Origin of the sequence: Flavobacterium sp. ACN2 (assembly GCF_002303885.1) — a bacterium.
Lineage (GTDB): Bacteria > Bacteroidota > Bacteroidia > Flavobacteriales > Flavobacteriaceae > Flavobacterium.
In genome coordinates, this window is sequence record NZ_MRCM01000015.1 from 103,140 (window position 1) to 124,138 (window position 20,999).

At 34.2% G+C, this 20,999-nt stretch carries 15 protein-coding genes; all 15 read right to left on the minus strand.

Features of this window, described 5'->3' with window-relative positions; all coding sequences use genetic code 11:
• Positions 1 to 22 precede the first annotated feature (22 nt).
• Positions 23 to 1,312 (minus strand): DUF4861 family protein, encoded by a 1,290-nt coding sequence (locus BSF41_RS17445; protein WP_095930778.1) that lies wholly within the window; start codon positions 1,310 to 1,312, stop codon positions 23 to 25.
• Between the two features lie 201 nt (positions 1,313 to 1,513).
• On the minus strand, positions 1,514 to 1,987 hold the full coding sequence (locus tag BSF41_RS17450; protein WP_095930779.1) for a hypothetical protein: 474 nt from the start codon (positions 1,985 to 1,987) through the stop codon (positions 1,514 to 1,516).
• 123 nt (positions 1,988 to 2,110) lie between these two features.
• Positions 2,111 to 2,644, minus strand: coding sequence for a YcxB family protein (locus BSF41_RS17455; RefSeq protein ID WP_095930780.1), 534 nt, complete (start codon positions 2,642 to 2,644; stop codon positions 2,111 to 2,113).
• Positions 2,645 to 2,858: 214 nt separating this feature from the next.
• On the minus strand, positions 2,859 to 3,602 hold the full coding sequence (locus tag BSF41_RS17460; RefSeq protein WP_095930781.1) for a rhamnogalacturonan acetylesterase: 744 nt from the start codon (positions 3,600 to 3,602) through the stop codon (positions 2,859 to 2,861).
• A gap of 209 nt (positions 3,603 to 3,811) precedes the next feature.
• On the minus strand, positions 3,812 to 5,167 hold the full coding sequence (locus tag BSF41_RS17465) for a glycoside hydrolase family 28 protein (protein ID WP_095930782.1): 1,356 nt from the start codon (positions 5,165 to 5,167) through the stop codon (positions 3,812 to 3,814).
• Positions 5,168 to 5,255: 88 nt separating this feature from the next.
• The gene (gene pelA, locus BSF41_RS17470; RefSeq protein WP_095930783.1) at positions 5,256 to 7,256 is read right to left on the minus strand and encodes a pectate lyase; all 2,001 of its coding nucleotides are present in this window, start codon (positions 7,254 to 7,256) and stop codon (positions 5,256 to 5,258) included.
• A 7-nt stretch (positions 7,257 to 7,263) separates the two neighbouring features.
• Positions 7,264 to 8,853, minus strand: a complete 1,590-nt coding sequence (locus BSF41_RS17475) for a glycoside hydrolase 43 family protein (RefSeq protein WP_095930784.1) — start codon at positions 8,851 to 8,853, stop codon at positions 7,264 to 7,266.
• A 155-nt stretch (positions 8,854 to 9,008) separates the two neighbouring features.
• A complete protein-coding gene (locus BSF41_RS17480) occupies positions 9,009 to 10,229 on the minus strand; it encodes a glycoside hydrolase family 105 protein (protein ID WP_095930785.1) in 1,221 nt (406 codons plus the stop codon).
• Between the two features lie 22 nt (positions 10,230 to 10,251).
• The gene (locus tag BSF41_RS17485) at positions 10,252 to 11,457 is read right to left on the minus strand and encodes a glycoside hydrolase family 105 protein (protein ID WP_095930829.1); all 1,206 of its coding nucleotides are present in this window, start codon (positions 11,455 to 11,457) and stop codon (positions 10,252 to 10,254) included.
• Between the two features lie 9 nt (positions 11,458 to 11,466).
• Positions 11,467 to 12,687, minus strand: coding sequence for a glycoside hydrolase family 105 protein (locus tag BSF41_RS17490; RefSeq protein WP_095930786.1), 1,221 nt, complete (start codon positions 12,685 to 12,687; stop codon positions 11,467 to 11,469).
• A 4-nt stretch (positions 12,688 to 12,691) separates the two neighbouring features.
• Positions 12,692 to 13,657, minus strand: coding sequence for a DUF4861 family protein (locus BSF41_RS17495; RefSeq protein ID WP_095930787.1), 966 nt, complete (start codon positions 13,655 to 13,657; stop codon positions 12,692 to 12,694).
• Positions 13,658 to 13,671: 14 nt separating this feature from the next.
• Positions 13,672 to 14,610: an alpha/beta hydrolase gene (locus BSF41_RS17500; protein WP_095930788.1), complete on the minus strand. Its 939-nt coding sequence runs from the start codon at positions 14,608 to 14,610 to the stop codon at positions 13,672 to 13,674.
• A 100-nt stretch (positions 14,611 to 14,710) separates the two neighbouring features.
• Entirely contained in the window at positions 14,711 to 16,384 is a 1,674-nt protein-coding gene (locus BSF41_RS17505) for a RagB/SusD family nutrient uptake outer membrane protein (protein ID WP_095930789.1), read from the minus strand.
• Between the two features lie 13 nt (positions 16,385 to 16,397).
• Positions 16,398 to 19,526 (minus strand): TonB-dependent receptor, encoded by a 3,129-nt coding sequence (locus BSF41_RS17510; RefSeq protein WP_095930790.1) that lies wholly within the window; start codon positions 19,524 to 19,526, stop codon positions 16,398 to 16,400.
• 30 nt (positions 19,527 to 19,556) lie between these two features.
• Entirely contained in the window at positions 19,557 to 20,996 is a 1,440-nt protein-coding gene (locus BSF41_RS17515) for a glycoside hydrolase family 28 protein (protein ID WP_095930791.1), read from the minus strand.
• Positions 20,997 to 20,999: the final 3 nt, after the last annotated feature.

The window sequence follows — 20,999 nt, forward strand, 5'->3', positions numbered from 1 at the left end:
TACAACGGCCTATCGTTTCAAATTACTTTACTTCGACTTTTATTTTAGCCGAAAGCTGTTTGGCCAAATTGGTCACATAATTAGTAAAAAATGCAGAATCATTAAAACCTTTATCGGCGCTCAGTTCCCAAGCTGCAATCGCATAATAACTGATCTCTTTTTTATTATCAACTTTTAATTTTGCCAAATACGAATCCGTCAGCTGCCCTGTTTTAGGGGCTTCAATATAACCTTGATAAATATTTGAAGGAACTAAAATTGCTGTTCCCAAAATCCATTGGCGTTCATAAGTCAAATAATCGTGCTGAATTAGACATATCCAATCTCCAGCTTCTATAACCTGTAGCGGATTTTTATTATTCAAATTAGAAATTGCAGCTAGAAATGTTTCTTTGCCTTTAATACCATCTATTGAAACAGTATTTTTATAACCATACATTCCAGGCCAAATAGAAGTTGTTTCCTGTACTTGATAAAGATTTTCAGAGGCTTTCCAGTTTTGATAATGGTAGCTTAAAACAGAATTTACCGGTCCTTCTGCTACAATTTTAAAAGCTGTCTTTTCTACATTATTTATGGTGTCATTGCCTAAAATTCCAAGTCGGTTTATTTTATTATCAATCAGCAATGCATAACCGCCTAAACCAACAGAATTCCCAACAGGAAAAATATCTCTTCCCCAATCGTACATCACGTGATAATTATCTTCAACCGCGCCTTTACTGTTTATACCAACGTTTTCGGGAGTTATTCCTGGAAGTTTTTTCCCAAACACATCTTTAGAATTTCTTCCGTCTAGATAATGTCTAAAACCAACTTTGTCGTTCTCCCAAGTCGGTCCGTCTGTTTGGTATTTTTGATAACCTAATTTTTTATGAACCTGATTCGCCATTAAAACCTCTTGTGTATCTGGATGAACAGGAAGATCTTTCCCTTCTCTTTTTCCAAAACGTGCACTGGTTTTTATTGTAAACCTCGGATCTATATCAGACCATTTTAACTGAATGATTTTTTCTTCGTTTGGTGAAAAATCAGTTGTAAAGAAAAGTTCATCCCATTTTCCATCGCCATTCAAATCGTTTGTCTGTGCTGGAATGGTATCTGTTTTTGAAATTAAAATAGGAAAAGCTCCTTTTACATTGCTTTCTCCAATATTCTCTCTTTTTATAGAAATTGCTTTTTGCGAGAGCGCCAAAGAACTACTATTTTTTAAAACAATTGTTTTTTCTGATACATTTTGAGAAACTTTGCAACTCGCTAATAATACTGTAACTAAAGTAATTGGAAGATAAAATAATACTCTTTTTTTCATTCTTTCTTTATTCTTTATTTTTTCAGAACAATTTAAGATTTTTAATTGTTATAATAACACTTAAAAATCAAAAACTTCTAAAAAAAATGAAATTTAATATAAATAAAAAGCAGGATAACGAACAACAATTACCCTGCAATTTAAACACATTACTATCAAATAATATGATCGAAAAAAATATAAAAAATAAAATAAATTACTTCACATTAAAAAATACATTGCTTTGTAATATTCATTAAACTTTGATTGTGATGGATTAGATGGCCTCAATGTCTTTTTTTCCCTTTTGAAATCTAATTTCTTTTTCAAAAAGAGTTTTACTTCTTTAAAAATTTCACGACTAGTTTTTGATTCATCAAACAAAATCAAATTATTGATTTCTTCTAAAAAAGATAAGCTCTTGTAAAGTTGCCTATTAAACAAACAAACTAAAGTATTTGCTCTTTTTTCTTCTTGTAAAAAACTAAGCAACTCTTCTCTCCTGTAGACTACATAAATAATTCGATCATATTGATTTATTGTCCCTTCACATTGATCAGTAAAAGATTTTTCTAAAAATTCAAACTCATCTTTAAGTTTTCTTTTAAACATTTTCAGAAAAAAACCTTGATTATCAACCACTAAAACTCGCTCCTTTTGCATCTTTTTGTTTTTTAAAACAGTAAACTCCTCCATTAACTGAGGGATTCGCTACTAAAATATGTAGCAAAATTAGAGCTGTATCAATCATTCATTAGCTTCAATAAGCCATAAAACAATCATAATAAGGTATTTTTTGATATTATTATTAAAAATGGATTAGACTTTTATCACGTGCATGACATGCTTTTCAACAAATGAAACCAATTCTTCAATCTCTTGACAATTGTGATCTTTCTTTGAAATAGAAATGATATAAGCATTTCTTTCTTTTACGTAGAGAAATAAGAAATTTTTAGTCGAAATAACTTTTTCAATTTTTGTCCATTTATGTTTTAATTCTCTTAACGGAGATCGAACACAAACATCAGAATAAGTAAAAGTGAGTTTATATCTGCTATAAAATTTGTTATACTGGATAAGCCATTTTGTTAAGCAAAAAATCGTTCTAGATATAGCATCCAGAAAAAAGAATTGAATGATCACCAAAAAAACAAGTGTAACCAAACAACTTATCAGCCACTGAAAAAAATCGGCTTCATTAATAAAATCAAGAAAAAGCATCACTAATGCAACAACAAAAAAAACATAGATTAAACCCTCTTTAAACAAGTGTTCAAAGTACATTTTGTTAAGTTTTCTAATTTCAGAAATATTTAACTGAAACTCTAATGAAAAATTAGCCGCTTTCATATTTTTTGTCTTCTTAGGTATATTATTCAAGACAAAAGTATATCAACAAAAAAGTCTTAAATAGACTTAGAAGCTTTTATAATATTAAAATAAGGCTAGATTTATTTCTTTAATCTTTACTTTTTTATCTTCTTTTTACATGAAATGTCAAAAACCAAAAAAGGGGAAATACAAATTCCCCCTTTCTTTTAATTACTTTAAGTTTAAAAACGTTTTACTTAATTCCGCTTTTAAGATTCTTTAGCGAAGCGTCTTTCGAAAGCTTAATTTGGTTAATTACAATTTCAGCAATTTTATTTGCTCCTAACAAGGAAAGGTGCGTATCATCAGCTTTATCTGTGTCATAAAATGCATTTTCTCCTGCTTTGAAATGAAGATGAAGCTGTTTTGATTTTTCTGGCCCGTAAGATTGCTCTAATAATTCGGTGTAGTATTCTAAATCTATAAAAGGCACATTATATTCCTCTGCGACCAATCGAGTTTCTAAAGGATAATCGCCATGTGTGGGTACCAAAACGCCTTTTTCGTTAAAGTTACGTCTTGAAATAGAAGTTAATAATATCGGAATAGCACCTTTTTCTCTACTTTCTTTTACAAAACGAATCAGATTGTATCTGTAAGCTGTATGCGGATTGGTAAATCGTGCTGAGTCTTCAATTTTCTGATCATTATGTCCGAATTCTATAAAAACATAATCTCCTTTTTTAAGTTTGTTATAAACAGAATCCCAGCGTTTTTCATTGATAAAGCTTCTCGTGCTTCGTCCGTTTACCGCTTTATTGATTACTGTTATGTTTTCTTTGAAAAAAGGCTGCAATACCTGAGCCCAACCATGTTCTGGATTTTTGTCCGGATCTTTTTTATTTGCCATTGTAGAGTCTCCAATGCAATACAAAGAGTTTTTTTGGGCAAAACTTACTGTGGTGATAAGTAATGCTAGAAAGATATATTTTTTCATTTTCTTTTGTTTTTTTTAATGCTGAGGGTTTTATTGCGAAGTGTTTTTTTAACGCAAAACTGCAGTGCATCTCTACGAAAAATCTTTGAATCTTTGAATCTCTGAACCTTTGAGCCTTTGCCTCTTTTTATTAAACCTTTGCGAACTTTGCGATTTCTTTGTGCACTTTGCGTTAAAAAAAAGCTTAGCTATAAAATGAGGTTAAAAATCTAATGTTTTGAAACTGCTGTAGGCACTGTTGCTCTTTTACCTATAAAAACATCTGTCATTAAAACGTTTTCTGCGTTTTCATTCGAGAGCGCATTTTTGGCTTCTTTGATTTCTATGTTTTTTAAAGAGATATTCTTGATTTTTTTATCTGCAAATCCCTGAATTACGATACCAGATTCTGACGCTTTGTTACAGGTGATATTAGAGAAATATACATTTGATATCTCTGACTGATAGCCTTTTCCTTCTCCGTGATAATTTGCTGTAATGTATATACAATCTTCTACTTGATCTAACTGGATATTTTGGACAAATATATTTTTGATATAGCCTCCGCGATCGGCATTGGTTTTTAAATAAATGCCTCTTTTTAAATATCCTGCCGTTTTGCAATTTTCTACAAATACATTCTGAACTCCAGCCGACATTTCGCTCCCGATTACCACACCATGAAGTCCTTTAAAATTACAATTTCGTATCACAATATTCTCGCTAGGCGTTGCTGCATTAGCTCTTCCTTCATGATCTCTTCCTGCTTTTATGGCAACATTGTCGTCTCCGTTGTCAAAAGTCACATTTTCAATTAAAACGTCTTTTGCGTATTCTGGATCGATTCCGTCATTATTGTGATTTAAGGATTTGTAACTTATTCCGCGAATGGTAATACTTTCTGATTTTAAAAGATGCAGACACCAAAACGGCGAATTTTCGATTCGGATATTTTCGACTAAAATGTTTTTGCAATTTAAAAACTGAATCATCTGTGGTCGTAAAAAATAGCCTTTTCCAAATTTTCTTTCCTCTAATGGCGTATTGTTGTGATTCATGTCACGGCTTCGGTTTTTACCTTCGTTTTCTTTTGCTTTAAAAGTTTTCCAAGTCTTTCCTCCTTCTCCGTCAATTGTTCCTTCTCCAGAAATGGAAATATTCGTGCAATTATTAGCATAAATAAGCGGACTGTAATTATACAACATCGTCCCTTCCCAGCTTGTTAAAACCATTGGAAGATAATCTTTCGGATTATCACTGAACTTTATTTTAGCCCCTTTTTCAATTCTAAGGTTTACATTGCTTACAAAATGTATCGGTCCGTTGATTTTATAAATTCCTTTTGGAACTATAATTGTTCCGCCTTTATTTTTTTTGCACAAAGCCATTGCTTTATCAAAAGCCTTTTTATTATCTGTAATAGAATCGCCTTTGGCACCTAATGTCAAAACATTAACCCGATAGGAAGTTATTATTGGAAGCTGAATTCGTTTCACAATAGAATCCACTTTAGCTGACGGAAAATCGCTATTCTGTGCAAATGATGCCCACGAAAGGAAGATTAGAAAGAAGTATTTGAAATTCATGTTTTTTTATTTTAAGTGCGTGCTAGTCGCAATCGCAGTCCCAGTTTTCAGTGCCGACTGAAACTGCGACTGAGAACTGGGACTGGGACTAAAGAGAATACCAATTCGCAATCTTATCTTTAAGGATATTTTCTATCGAATATTGTGTTGCTTCTTTTTTTGAAAGCTGATAAGACCATTTTACTCTTTTTGATGGCTGAAATCCTTCTCCGCTACAATTGTATTCGGCATAAAAAGCTTTCTTTTCAGCTTCTGGTTTAGACCAATTTTCCCAACCCTCTGGCTTTATTTGTTTTCCCATTTCGCAGTTTATAAAAACTGTTTTAGCATAAATACGCCACGGCCTTCCTAAATATACCTCTTTTGCCTCTGGGCTTGCAGTCAGTTTACAATTTTTGAAAACAAAACCAAACGAAGTTCCTTCGGGGGTTGAAGCAGCTGTGATATAAGAGCTTTTGATACTGTGAATCGTACAGTTCTCAAATAAGGCGGTTGCGCCTCCAAAAATAAAATCTGTTGTGCCTTCTATATAACAATCCTTAAAATATTGCTTTGCCTCTTTTCCAGACAAATACAACGTATCTTGATTTCCTAAAAGATTACAGTTAATAATTTTAGCGCGGTTGGCTACAACAGACAACGCAATAGCTTGTCCATGCTCACCAGAAGTATTTTTAATCGTTAGATTTGATGCCGTAAAATCGTCCCCTTCAACCAAAAGTGTGTAGGTATAAAAAGTACTATTTCTGCCTAAAGCTATTTTTGAAAAATTATCATCAAAAGTAATAATGGTATTTTCTTTACTTTCCCCTTTCAGAAATACATTAGTATTCCATTCCGGAATTCTAACTTTTTCGTTGTAGATTCCGTTTTTAATAAAAATAGTAACTTTATCATAAGGAAAAGCGGGTGTTGCATAAATTGCATCCTGAATTTTGGTAAAATCTCCCGAACCATCTTGCGCTACAGTAATATAATCTACAATTTTCTTTTCGGCTGCCCCTACTTTTGTACCGTTTTTAACTGCCCAGTCTGGAAATTTTTTTAAAACTTCCTCTGGTGCATCTGAATACCATGAATAGCCATTTCTTCTTTCTGATCCTATTTGATCCAATGATTTTTTCTTAATTCCGTCACGGTCACAAAAGAAAGGTTCATTGGTTTCCAAATCCATAAATCTTGCCCAGATAGGTTTGGCATTTACTGCTGGAATCATTTTTTTATCTACAATTTTTCCGGCGTCATTTAAAACTCTTTTTTCTTCTAAATTGGTAATTTTAGTTTTTTGAAACCATTCTACCGCACTTTTTACAGCGGTAACAACTTCTCTTGACGGTTTGTCAATCGACATTAAAAGCAATACTATTTTTGTTGATTCATAACCGCTTAACGAAGCCAATTCAAAAGCTCTTGCATTTGCTGGCGCCAAAGTCACTTCATCATGCTGTGCGCACCAAGCGGTTAAAACACCATTTTGCTTGTATTGTGTTTTTAAAATACAATCGATTCCTTTATCAAATGATTTTCTGCATTTTTCCACAATTTCTTTTGATGGTTTAATGCTGTAATAATCGGTTTCGTCTGCAACGGCTTTTATTACATTCATAATATTAACCATCGAATCATCATTGTAGGTAATGTGCGTATAATATCCTTTTTTTAACGGATAAAACTGAGGCCATCCTCCGTTTGCATATTGAGCCTCCAGCAGATAATTTAAGCCTTTTAAGAAAGATTCTCTATAACGTTCGTCTTTAACCTGCGCATACATTCTAGACATAAAAAGCATTTCCTGACAAGTTGCTCCGTTGTCTGTAGTAGTTTCTACAGCTGTTTTTTTAAGAGCAATCAAATCTTTTTTCTGCTTTTCGGTCAGCTCATCCTGCATTTGAATATTCTTTGGCCAGCCTCCAATATCTCTTTGGTAGAGCAGTACATTTTCTGCTACTCTTTTCGCGTCTGCGTTTGCAAACCAAGCGACATCACTCTTGCGAATAACATCTGACCATCTTTTATAAGTATTCTGAGCATTTACAGCAAAACTGCAAAGGCATAAAAAAAGCATTATTTGTTTTTTAAACTGTATCATTTCCAACCTATTTTGTTACTCTGAACCAATCAACAGCAACATTCCCCGAATCATTTTTAATTATCTCACCCAAAGCAAAAAGTCCGACTTTCGCTCCAATCCATTTTCCTTCTTTAGCAGTAAAATCTTTTCCTATGGTTTGGTAATTTTTATCGTCTAAACTATACGAAAAACTACAGATCGCACCTTTGCTAATTTTTACTCTTAAATAAATTGTATTTTGCTCAATTAATACAGGCTTGGTTTCAGTCTCTGAAACCGTTTTATCAAAAGTTCCTGTTTTCTGATTCAGATATAATTTTCCGTTCTCATTTTTGAAATTCAGATAACTATAATCTAACCCCATAACGATCAAACCAGTAGTTTCTCCATTTAATCTTGCATTAAAAGTCAGTTTTGTAGTCGCCGTAAATTCTTCTGCTGGAAATTTTTGCAAGAGTAAATTCGGAGCATTAAAAATATTTTTGGTTGTGGTATTGCAAAACAAATTCAAATAACCCAAACTAGTTGGAAAACCAAAGTTGGTCTGTTTATTTGCCTGCCATTGCCATTGCAATCCTAATTTTGGCTCGTTAAATTCATCTGAAGTTGCTGGAACTTCAATCGGATATTTTTTGCCAACATTTGGTTTCTTGTACGTTGTTACGGGCTCACCTATTCCATTTTTATCAAAATCTTCTCCCATAACCGGCCAGTCATTCACCCATTTCATTGGCTGCAGATGCACAATTCGGCCATAAGCGCCTTTATCTTGAAAATGAAAAAACCAATCTTCGCCCGTCTGAGTCGTTACCCAAGCCCCTTGATGCGGCCCATTTATTGCGGTCGAACCTTGTTCTAGAACCTTCTTTTTTTCATAAGGTCCGAAAACATTTTTCGATCTTAAAACAGTCTGCCATCCTGTTGGAACTCCTCCTGCTGGTGCAAAAATGTAATAATATCCATTTCGTTTGTAAAATTTTGGCCCTTCAATTGTGCCTTCGCTTTCGTGTCCGTCAATAACCATAACTTCATCGTTGTTCACTACAGTTCCGTCTGTATTCATGTTACAAACGACTAGCAAGCTTTTAATCTGAGCACGGCTTCCTGCAAAAGCATGTACCAAATAAGCTTTGCCATCATTGTCCCAAAGCGGACTCGGATCAATCAATCCAACTCCCGCTTTAACTAAAAGTGGCTCAGACCAAGGCCCTTGTGCTTTTTTAGCTTTTATCATATAAATTCCGAAATCTGGATCTGGATAATAGATGTAAAATTCGTTGTTGTGATAATTGATGCTTGGCGCCCAAACTCCGTTTCCGTGCTGTACGCTATTGTAGGTTTCAAATGGAGGCTGTTTAGCTAAAGCGTAGCTTATAATTTTCCAATTTACCAAGTCTTTTGAATGTAAAATCGGTAACCCTGGAATACAATTAAAAGAAGAAGCTGTCATATAATAATCATCGCCTACGCGAACAACATCTGGATCTGAATAATCGGCATGAATAATCGGATTGGTGTATGTTCCGTCTCCGTTATCTGGCGTCCAGACTTGTGCGGTATTCTTCTGGAAACAAAAAATGGAAAGAAGAAATAGGATGATTTTTATATTTTTCATTTTTAACTGTTTTTTTTATTTAAACCCGACAGGTTTTAGAAACCTGTCGGGTTTGTCACTTGTTTTTTCTGTGAGTAATTTCTTTGCGATGCTTCGACTTCGCTCAGCAAGACAAAGTAGAGCATCATAACTCCAAACTCATAACTTTAAAAAAATTATCTGTTCAATTCCAAAGCGGCCAAAATAAATGGCCCTGTTGCTTTAGGATCATTGTCTTTTTTTCTTTCGTTTACGTAATATTCGTAAGATCCATCACGATATGGATTCCCGCCTAAACCTGCCACTTGGCAACAGTTTGTTAGCGTAATTCCTCCATCTTGATCTACTTTTTTGATTAATACAGTTGTTAACCCGTCAAAAGCTTTGTTGGCTGCTTTTTTAAATTTAGCTGGCAAATATCCTTTGTTTGCTCCTTTTGCAAAAGCATATGAAAACATTGCAGATCCAGAAGCTTCTAAATAATTGTCTTTTTCACCGCCTTTGTCTGTAACTTGATACCACAATCCAGATTTATCTTGGAATTTTAGTAAAGCCTCAGAAACATTGTTTAAATACTGAATCAACTCTTTTCTTTTTGGATGATCTTTTGGCATGTAATCTAAAACATCAACCAAAGCCATTACATACCAGCCCAAAGATCTAGACCAGAAGTTTGGAGAGTTTCCTGTTTCTTTATTTGCCCAAGGCATTTGTTTGCTTTCGTCCCATCCGTGGTATAATAATCCCGTTTTTGGATCTGTTGCTTTAAGCTGAATCAATTCGAATTGTTTCGCGATATCATCAAAGCTTTTTCCGTTTTCGAATTTAGCTGTGTATTCTGCGTAGAATGGCTCTCCCATGTACAAACCATCCAACCACATTTGATTTGGATAAATTTGTTTGTGCCAGAATCCTCCGCTTTGTGTTCTTGGCTGTTCTGTAAGCTGTTTGCGAATTAGTTGCAATGCTTTTAAATATTTATCTTCTTTTGTATAGGCATAAACATCAAAAAGCAAACGTCCTGGCAATACTAAGTCAATATTGTATTTATCAAATTCGTATGTATTAATGCTTCCGTCAGGTTGCACTAAATTATCCACATACCCTTTTATATAAGCTTTATATCTAGGGTCTGGATTTTTTTTGTATAATTCTTCAATTGAATGCAATACTAAAGCGTGAACGTAATCCCACTTTGGTTTTTTAGCGTCGTCGATCATGTATGCCTCTGGATGGCGTTTCATCAATGTCAAGGCCATTTTATCAGACCATTTTGCATTTTTCCCAATCACAATCTCTTTTGCTGGTTCCTGCGATGTTACTTTACAACTTGTAATGGTCATAAAACAAGCCATCAAAATCGACATAAAATAACTTTGCTTTCTACTATTTTTCATTTCAAAATATATTTAAATTCTACTATTTTTCTAATTCAATTGCTGCTAAAATAAAAGGACCTAATCCATGCGAATTATCTACTTTTATTTTTTCGCTTATATAATATTCGTAAGAACCATCTCGATAAGGATTTCCACCTAACCCTGCACTGGCACAAACTTGAGTAATATGTATTTCTCCGTCTGGATCTACTGTAACGAGTTTTTTTGTAATTCCGTCGAATCCTTTTTCTGCCAACTTTTTATAGCTTTTTGGTAAATACCCTTTTTTTACTCCTTTTGCAAATGCATAAACAAACATTTCAGAACCAGATGCTTCAAGGTAATTTCCTTTTCTATTTCCAGCATCTGTAACTTGATACCATAATCCTGATTTATCTTGATATTTTGCAACAGCTTTCGAAATCTCATTCAAATACTCAATCAGTTCTTTTCTTTTCGGATGTTCTTTCGGCATAAAATCTAAAACATCAACCAAAGCCATCATGTACCAGCCTATAGATCGAGACCAAAAATTGGGAGATGTTCCGGTTTCTTTATTCGCCCAATCCATTTTTTTACTTTCATCCCAAGCATGAAAAAGAAGACCCGTTTTTGGATCTAAAGTATGCTGGTGAATCTGCTCAAACTGTTTTACAATATCATCAAAACTTTTTCTTTGCTCAAACTCAGCTGTATATTGTGCATAAAAAGGAGTTCCCATATACAATCCATCCAGCCACATCTGATTTGGATAAATTTTCTTATGCCAAAAACCACCTGAATTTGTTCTCGGATGCGTTTCCAATTGTTTTCTTAAAAGCTGTAACGCTTTAAGATAACGATCATCTTTGGTTTGTTTATAAATTTCAAAAAGTCCTTTTCCAGCATTTATATAATCAATATTGTAATCTTCTAGTTTATAATTTAGAATATCGCCAGAATTGTTTATAACTGTCTCGTAGTACTCTTTAACGTAATTGAAATAAACTGGATTTTGTGTTTTATTGTACAGATTCTCAAAAGCAGTCATAATAAGACCAAGCTTATAATCCCATTTTGGTTTTTCGTTATTATCAATCTGCCAAGCTTTTGGGTCACGCTTCATAATAGAAAGAGCCATTCTTTCAGACCACTTCAAGTCTTTAGATATAACAATTGTCGTTTCTTGAGCTCTTGCATTCATAAATGAAAAAAGCAGCCCCATAATTACAAACAGTAAACCAAAATATTTTCTCTTTTTATCCATAAAAAACATTTATTTATCTAATTCGATTGCACTTAATAAAAAAGCCCCCAATCCAATTGCACCGTTTTCTTTTGTTTTAGAAACTAGATAATAATAGTTTGTTCCATCACGGAATGGTTTTCCGCCCAAACCTACATTTGATGAAACATTCAAAACATTCACTTCTCCTTTTTTATCTACTTTCACAAATTCTTTTACAAAACTGTCAAATGATTTTTTAGCTGTGGTTTTGTAGCTTGAAGCCAAATAGCCTTTATTGGCACCTTTTGCAAAAGCATAAATAATCATTCCAGAAGCTGATGGTTCTACATAATTTCCGTACAATTCTGGTTTATCAGCAACTTGATACCAAAGTCCTGTATCACTTTTGTATTGATTCACGTTTTTTGCAATCTGATTCAAATACTCCACCAGAACTTTATGTTTTGGGTGCGATTTCGGGAAATAATCTAATGTTTCGACCAGCGCCACCATGTACCAACCAATTCCTCTTCCCCAGATTGTAGGCGAAGTTCCCGTTTGTTTATCTGCCCACGCAATCTCTTTACTTTCATCCCACGCTTGGTAAACCAAACCTGTTTTTTGATCTACAAGATGATTCTGAACCAATTCAAATTGTTTCGCAATATCATCCAGACTTTTTCCCTTTTCGTACTTAACAGTAAACTGCGCATAAAAAGGTTCTGCCATATACAAACCGTCAATCCACATTTGGTTTGGGTAAATCTGTTTGTGCCAAAATCCTCCGCTTGGTGTTCTCGGCTGACTTTCTAACTGATTTCTAAGCTGCCCAATAATCTTCAGATAGCGAGAATCTTTTGTTATATCATATAAATTAAACAGCAGTTTTCCCGGATTTAAACAATCAATATTATATTCCTTAACATCATATTTTTTGATATTTCCCGTACTGTCAATCATTCCATCAACATATTCTTTGATGTAATTCAGGTATTTTTTATTGTTTGTTTTTTGATATAATTTTTCAAATCCCAACAATACAAAACCCATTTTATAATCCCATTTTGGTTTTTCATTTCCGTCAAGCTGCCAAGCATTCGGATATTTATTTAAAATAGAAAGTGCCGTTCGTTCCGACCATTTTAAGTCGTAAGGAATAACATTGTTTTCTGTACTTGTTTGATTTTGCGCATTGATTTTATTTCCAAAAATCAGCAGTAAAACCAGAATGTTTCCAAAAATGAATTTTGTAGAAAGAGATTTACGCATAAAATTACATTTTGCTTTTTTTATTCAGCACTTCTAATTGTTTATCTAAATATTGTGCAAATTCTTCTTTTGTTTTGATTCCGTTTACTTCTTGCTCCCAAGCCCCTAAAAGGTAAAAAGTCACTGCTTTTGTAGTTGGTTTAAAAACTAAAAGATAATCTAAATCTGTATCTGCAATATTTTCGATAGTACTAATTTCATAAAAAATTGCCATTCCTAACTTGTCTGGAACCAAAGATTGTTCTCCGTACGTTGCCAAATATGCCCATTTTTTATTTTTGCTTTCTTTTTTAAGCAATTCACCCGTTTTTGTCTTTACAATTCCTGTACAAATTCCTTGTATTGCTTGAGAAGCTTTAATTGTATGTTGTGTATAAAGCTGATCTGGTTTTATTGTCAATTCTGAAATAAAATCAATTTTATCTGAAGCTGTTTTCCATCCATAGTAATTTACTTTTACTGTAGATTCCTTCGACTTATTAGCCACTGTTGCAATTGTTGAATCTACTTCACGGAAGTGCAATTTTTCGCTGTTTAAATAACGATCGATAGAACCAATTCCGATTCCTTTTCCTGCTTTTAAAATATCAGCTCCCCAATCGCTCATATTGTGATAAGAATCAAATCCGTCTTGCCCTACAAGTGGAAGAATATTCTCTGAAGTCTTTTTTCCGAAGATATCGATAGCATTTCTCCAGTCTAAGTACAAACGGTATCCAATTCTGTTATTTTCCCAGCCTGGTCCTTCGTAACGAATGTCGAAAGAGTGATCTGTATGTTCAGGAGCCAATTTTAATCGGTCCACATTTTTAAAAACAGTTCCGCCTTTATACTTTCTTCCTTCCCATTTTCCGTCTGTTTTTGCAGATATTTCGGCGTAAGTTTTGTTCGTCTTAATATCGTATTTCTGCGCGTTTATGGCAGTTAAACCCGCGAAAAATAAAATTGCTGTGGTGATTTTTGCTTTCATTTCTGTATTCTAAATTATTTAAAAATTTTATCTAAAAATCGTACGCTGTACGTGATTGTTTGCGTAAACCAAGGATCGTAAAACCAAAATGAGTGTGGCGAATCTGGAATGGTCTGCACTTCATTGTAGATTTTATAATTGTTCAAAATCTTGATCATATCATCTCTTCCTGCATGAAATCTCGGAATACTGCTGCAGATGTATAACACGGGTGGCGTATTTTTGTCTGTATGACTTAGTGCCGAAGCATTTTTCCAATTTTCTGGTATCTCATCTGATTTTCCTCCTAGCCAAAATGCTGCCATATCTCCTTCTGATGATTCTGGATGCTTGAATGCCAAAACTCCATCAACATCTATTATAGCGTGGACTTTTGAAGAAGAATTGCTTTTGAAATTTTTATCGTCAAAAAGCGGATAATTATTTGTTGTACCAATCAAAGCTGCCATTTGCCCTCCCGAAGAACAGCCTAAAACCGCAATTTTGTTTGGATCTACATTAAATTTCGCCGCATTGTCCTTAATAAATTTTATCGCATTCTTGACATCAATAACACCATCAGGATATTTTGCTTCTAATGATAATCTGTATTCGATTGCAAAACAAGAATAGCCTTTTGCCGCAATTTCTTTTCCTATAAACTGCATCTGGTTTTTGTTTCCCGATCTCCAACCTCCGCCGTGAATTAGAATCACTGCCGGATTTTTTTTCTTTTTTGTGTTGATAAAAGCATCAAAATGCAAAACACGATCTTGCTCTTTATTGTAAACCAGATCAAACGTTTCTTTTACATCTGGATTTGCTTTTATTTCTGGAATTGTAATAAACGGATGCTTCTTAATTAATTTAGCATAAGTGCTTTTTATAGTATACGACGTATCTACCTGGTACTGCTGACTTTGCATTACAAGGACATTAAAAAACAACGCTAAGATTAATTTAATTTTATGCATTTTTAATCTTTACTTTTTAGTTAAGAAAGGAGTTCGACCTATAGTCAAACCCCTTTTTAACTACTTCAAAAAACATAGTTCTCAAAAAACTAACAAATTACTAATAACCAGGATTTTGAGGAAAATCTTTATTCTGATTCAAATCTAAAGCTGATTGTGGAATTGGTCTTAAAATTTTAAGTTTTCCGTCTATACCAACAAAATTTGCTTCTTTAATTTTATAATTATGAGCTGAAGCTCTTGCAACTAAAGTTCCTGTACGTTTTAAGTCGAACCAGCGTTTGTATTCTCCTAATAGTTCGCGCCCTCTTTCGTCTAAGATATAGTCGATATTAAATTGAGCTGCAGTTGCATTGGCAACACCTGCTCTTCTTCTTACTTCATTTAAACGAGCTAATCCTGTTCCTGGGTTTCCTGCTTTTAAATAAGCTTCTGCTGCAACTAAGTACGTTTCTCCAAGTCTAGAAACAATAATATCTCTTGTACTTACAGGCCCGGTGCTTGATGGAGTTGTTGGATCTGGATCGTCAAATTTCTTAACTGGAATAGTATAACAATCTAAGTTTTTAATTAGCGTATGAGCTGCAGAATATTCTCCCCAAGGGTGGTAAACAAATGTCGAAGCTAATCTAGAAGCATTCGTTGTCATGTATGCCGTTTTATCTGCCGCTGTAAACCATTTTGGTTCGTAAAAATGTCTTATTTTTAAAGAAGATGGATTTGAACTTCTGTAGTACGGATAATATAAAATAGTTTTTGTAACTCCGTTTGTCGTTTCTGGTCCTTCTAAAATTTCAGTCATGAAAGTAGCATTCCATCTAGCATCCCCTTTTTCATATAAGCCTAAAGCATAATCGGTAGGACATAAATTGTAACTTCTTAATGGAGCTCCCGTTTCTGCTCCTCCTAAATAAGAACTGAAATAGTAAAACTGATTGTTACCCAATTTTGTTGGATCTGTACTTGTAGAGGCTTTATCATATTGTACAGAAAAAATGGTTTCTGCATTTAAATCATTTCCTGGTTTAAATAGCTGGTCGAATGCAATTGCTAAAGTCTGGCCTGCAATTGCTGCATCGGCGTAAGCTGCTGCTTTAGAGAAATCATCTGCTTTTCCAAAAGTTTCATATCCTCTTGTTAAATACACTTTTGCCAACAAATCGTTTACTGCTCTTTTATTTACTCTTCCTGTAGTACCATAAGCCGTAGTTCCAACATTCGCCAAAGCAAAATCTAAATCTGCAATAATTTGTGTGTACACTTCCTCAGCAGTATTTCTTGTAAAAGATAAAACTGGAGTAGTAATATTATCCAAAACAATCGGCACACCACCATAAGTCTGCACTAATAAGAAATAAGCATTGGCTCTTAAATAACGTGCTTCACCAACAAGTGTATTTAAATTTGGTGTTTGTTCTGTAATTGTAGAATAATATACCGTCTTGTTAACCGCTTGGATCTGCTGGTAGCATGAATTGTACAAATCGGCTACGTTGTCTGAGGACGGAATTAAAAGTGTATACTGGCTTAATCCTGCTGGTTCTGGAGTTCTTCCTTCAGCATACATATCGGTTCCTGCTTCAAAAAGCCATGGGTTTCCACCATAAATTCCTTTTAGCCAAGCGTAGTTTGTGTTAACCAATAACTGAAATCCTGATGCTGTTTTATATGTTGCGTCTGCCGGTACAAAAGAGCGGCTATCTTCTTCAATATAATCACTGCAAGAACTTACAGCTGCAGCGATTATTCCTATCATTACTAATATTTTTTTCATTTGAATATCTTTATTAAAATTTAACACTTAATCCTAATTGTGTAGTTACTGCCGCTGGACGGTTTACTCCAAAAGGAGAAGCTGCCCATTCTGGATCGTAACCATCAAAATCTGTAAACACAAATGGATCTAGAACATTCACATAAATTCTGAAATTAGAAATTTTTAGTTTTTTCAATAATTCAGAATCTAAAGTGTAACCTAAAGATATATTTTTGATTTTCACGTAAGAAACATCTCTATAGTACCCAAAAAGAGAAGACCAATAAGCTCCTGCACCTGTTGCAACAGGACCTGGTCTTGGGTTTGTAGTATTTGCATTAGCTTCGATTCCTGCACCATTTGTTGGAATGAAATAATCCATTGCTATTTTTTGACGTCCTCTATCGCTTACATCGGCAAAGTTTTGGTGGAAAGTACTTAAAACAGTTTGCCCTTGACTTGTTAAGACTGAGAAATTAAAATCAAATTGTCCTACAACTAATTTAGAATATAAACTTCCTTGCCATTCTGGGTTTGGATTTCCAATTACTGTTCTATCATCTTGGTTAAATTTACCATCTCCATTTAAATCTTTTGGTCTTGCCTGTCCAGGAGCCATTCCGTAAGAGGCTGCCTGAGCCGCTTCGCTTTCTTGCCAAACTCCATCATAAACATAATTGTAATTTGGGTTTAATGGCGCACCAAGTATTAATTTGTTTCCAATATCACTTACTTTGTCCTGATTGTAAATTGACTCTAATTTATTTACGTTTTTAGTAAAAGTAAAAGTCGTTTCCCAAGTTACCTTTCCAGACTTAATGTTTTTTGTAGTCAATAAAGCTTCTATACCTTTATTGCTAACAGATCCAACATTTGCAAACGTATTTTTCCAACCTGTCTCAGCTGGCAATTGCTGTTTGTAAATCAAATTGTCTGATAATCTGTCGTATACATCTACACTACCTGTAATTCTATTTTTTAAGAATCCAAAATCAAGACCCAAGTTGTATTCTCTTGTTTTCTCCCAAGTTAGATTTGGATTTGCTAAGTTTTCTGACTGCCATCCGGGAATAACATTTGAACCTTGTGCATAGAATGTCTGTTGGTTTAAAAGTGCTTGAGATGTATAAGGAGCTACGTTATCATTTCCTGTGTAACCAATACTAGCACGTAATTTTAAATCTGAAACAACTGAGCTATTTGCTAAAAATGATTCTTTACTAAGTTTCCATCCTAAGGCTAATGATGGGAAACTTTCCCATTTGTTACCTTCAGATAAAACAGACGAACCATCCCATCTTGTAGAAGCGGTAATCAAATATTTGTCTTTAAATGCATAGTTTAAACGTACTGCATAAGAGTTTAAGGTGTTTTTCGCAAAAGCCGATTTTATTACATAACTCGTTTGCGCACCAGAACCCATATTATCTGTTCCAACATCAAAAGGCTGACTATTAGAATACATATAAGAGTTTTCGTCTGTATTTGAATACAAACTTTGCAATAATAAAACACTTACATCGTGAACTTCATTGAAAGTATGTTTCAAATCGATTTGATTATCCCAAGTATAATTGAAGTTGTTTATGTTTTCTAAAGTTGCTGAATTTTTTCCGTTTAAGGTTACCCCTGCATTTGTTTGTGCTGTGTAAGCTTTAGAATTTTGGGTATCCATAATTCCTGCAGCAAAAGTTGTTTTAAACGAAAGCCATTTTAGTGGCTGATATTGGAAATACGCATTTCCTACAGTTTGCCATGTTTTTTCTGTTTGAGAAGAATTTGCAATCTCCATTAAAGGATTAACTGTCGAAGTTTTATTGATAGCCCAAGCACCATTAGGATAAGTTAATTTACCTGGTAGAAAAAACAAAGTTCCAATTTGCTCATTTCCATTTGCATCAATTGCCCAAGGAGACATTAATGGACTTAATCTGAATGCGTCCTGCATCGCCAAATCACTTCCTAATTGATTGTCTAATCTTGCAATTGTAACGTTTACTCCTGTAGAAAATTTATCATTTATTTTATGATTCAATCCTAATTTAAAAGAGTATTTATCTGTCGCATCATTTTCAATAAGACCGCGATCACTCTGGATTCCGAATCCTAAGTTATAGCTTAAACCAGAATCTGAACGTCCAGAAATATTTAAATAATTATTCTCTGTCATTCCCGATTTAAGTACAGCATCATACCAGTCAAAATTGTAACCGCTATTGGCACGAGAAACCAATAAAGGACTCTGATTTCCAGCCAAAGTAGCCAATTGTGCCGGCGTTTGGGTAAGAGGCGTTGCACTCATATAAGCAACTTGGTGAAATTTCCACCACTCTTCTCCAGACATCATTTTTGGCAATCTAGTCGCAATTTTATTTCCGTAAGAAGTATCAAAAGTTACACTAATTCCAGCTTTTGCGCTAGTTCCGCTTTTTGTTGTAACAATGATAACCCCGTTTGATCCTCTAGAACCATAAATTGCAGCAGAAGAAGCATCTTTTAAAACATCCATTCTGGCAATATCCTGTGGATTTAAGAAATCGATTCCATCCATTGGCACACCATCTACAACATATAAAGGCGAAGAACCAACCACACTTGGATTATTTGAATCTGCAATTAGGGAATTATTTCCTCTAATTACTACTTTAAATCCATCTCCTGCACGTCCTGATGAAGATGAAATCTGCACCCCAGGCGTACTACCTTGAATTGCCTCCAAAGGATTAATTGTATTTCTTTCTGTGATAGTAGCAGCACTAATGGTACTAACAGAACCTGTAAGATCTGTCTTTTTTACAGATCCGTATCCTACAACCACAACTTCTGTTAATGCGTTTGATTGTTCTGCTAAACTTACATTGATTTTAGTTTTTCCAGCAACACTTACCTCCTGTGTCTGAAATCCTAAATAGCTAATTATTAAGGTAGCTTTACTGTTTGATACATTAATTTTGAAACTTCCTTCAAAATCTGTCGAAGTTCCGTTTTTAGTTCCCTTTTCATTAATGTTTACCCCTGGCAGCGACATACCGGTAGCGTCGGTAATCTTCCCTTCAATTGTTGTTGACTGTGCATAAATAGAACTGCACAGCAAAAAATTCAGGAAAAAGAAAAATACAAAGTACTTATCTTTTTTCTCAGATAATTGTTTAATACTCATGTGGTTTAAAGTTTGGTTAATTGATAGTGTTTAATTGTTGATAGATTCTACTTTTTTCTCATTGATATAGGTATTTATAAAATTTATGTTTTTTACGTTTTTTAGTAAATAGACAGAATCTACTTTCTGGATTTTTACATTTTTTAGTGTAATATTCTCCACTGGAGATGCTGCATAACCTTCTGCCCAAACGCTGTATTTTCCACCGTTTTTTACAGTTACATTCTCTAAGCTTACATTTCTGATTACTGGAATAAAGTTTCCTGTCTGAGATCCGTATACATTGTAAAACATGTTTAGTTTCAAAACACATTCTTTTACAGTTCCCACTTCTAGATTTCGCACATATATATTTTCAATGACTCCACCTCTTTTTGAATTGGTTTTGATACGAATGGCTCGATCCAAATTCGGACTATCCATGACACAGTTTTCGACAAAAACATTATTCACTCCTGCCGAAATTTCGCTTCCAATTACAACACCACCGTGGCCATCGACCATTTTGCAGTTTTGTACAATGATATTTTTACTTGGTATTGCCACTCTTCTTCCGTCTCCGTCACGTCCTGCTTTAATTGCGATACAATCATCGCCCGTATTAAAAGTGCAGTTTCTGATTAAAATATTCTGGGAATATTCTGGATCGCAACCATCATTATTGGGACCATGGCTATTAACCGTTACGCCGTCAATAATCATGTTGTTTGTTTTTATAGGGTGTAAAATCCAAAAAGGAGAATTAATAATTTTCACATCTTTTATTAAAGCCGTATTACACTCGAAAAACTCAATAAAGTTGGGTCTTAAATAACGTCCCTCACCAAAAATTCTTTCTGATACCGGAATTCCTTTTTCTGCCATATCAACCAAAACTTCACGATTTGTCGGATCATTTTGAGAAGGAATACCTTTTTTCCACCCATAACCTTTTCCGCCAGACCAAATCCACCAATTGGTGCTGTCTGCCTGACCGTTTAAAGTTCCTTTTCCTGTAACTGCAATATTGGTTTTGTTTTTTGCATATATAAGAGGAGAATAATTCATTAATTCTGTTCCTTCCCAAGAAGTATGAACAATAGGATAATCTTTTGGATTTAAACTGAAAAGAATCTCAGCATGATCATCTAAATGCAGATTAACATTATTTTCTAAATGAATGGCTCCTGTTAAGTATTTTCCGTTTGGAACCAAAACTTTTCCTCCACCATTTTTTGAACACTCTTGTATTGCTTTTTGGAAAGCCAAAGTGTTTAACGTTTTTCCATCTGCAATAGCACCAAAATCATTTATGTTGTATACTTTATCTGAGAAATGGGTTTGTGGAATGCTTTTTATAACCAAATCCATTCTTTTCCATGGATTATCTGAAGAAACTGACGAAGAGTGTCTTGCACATGATGCTATTAACAGCCCTAAAGCAGCTAAAAAAAGAATCTTTTTAAACGTGATCATCTTATTTGTAATCATTTG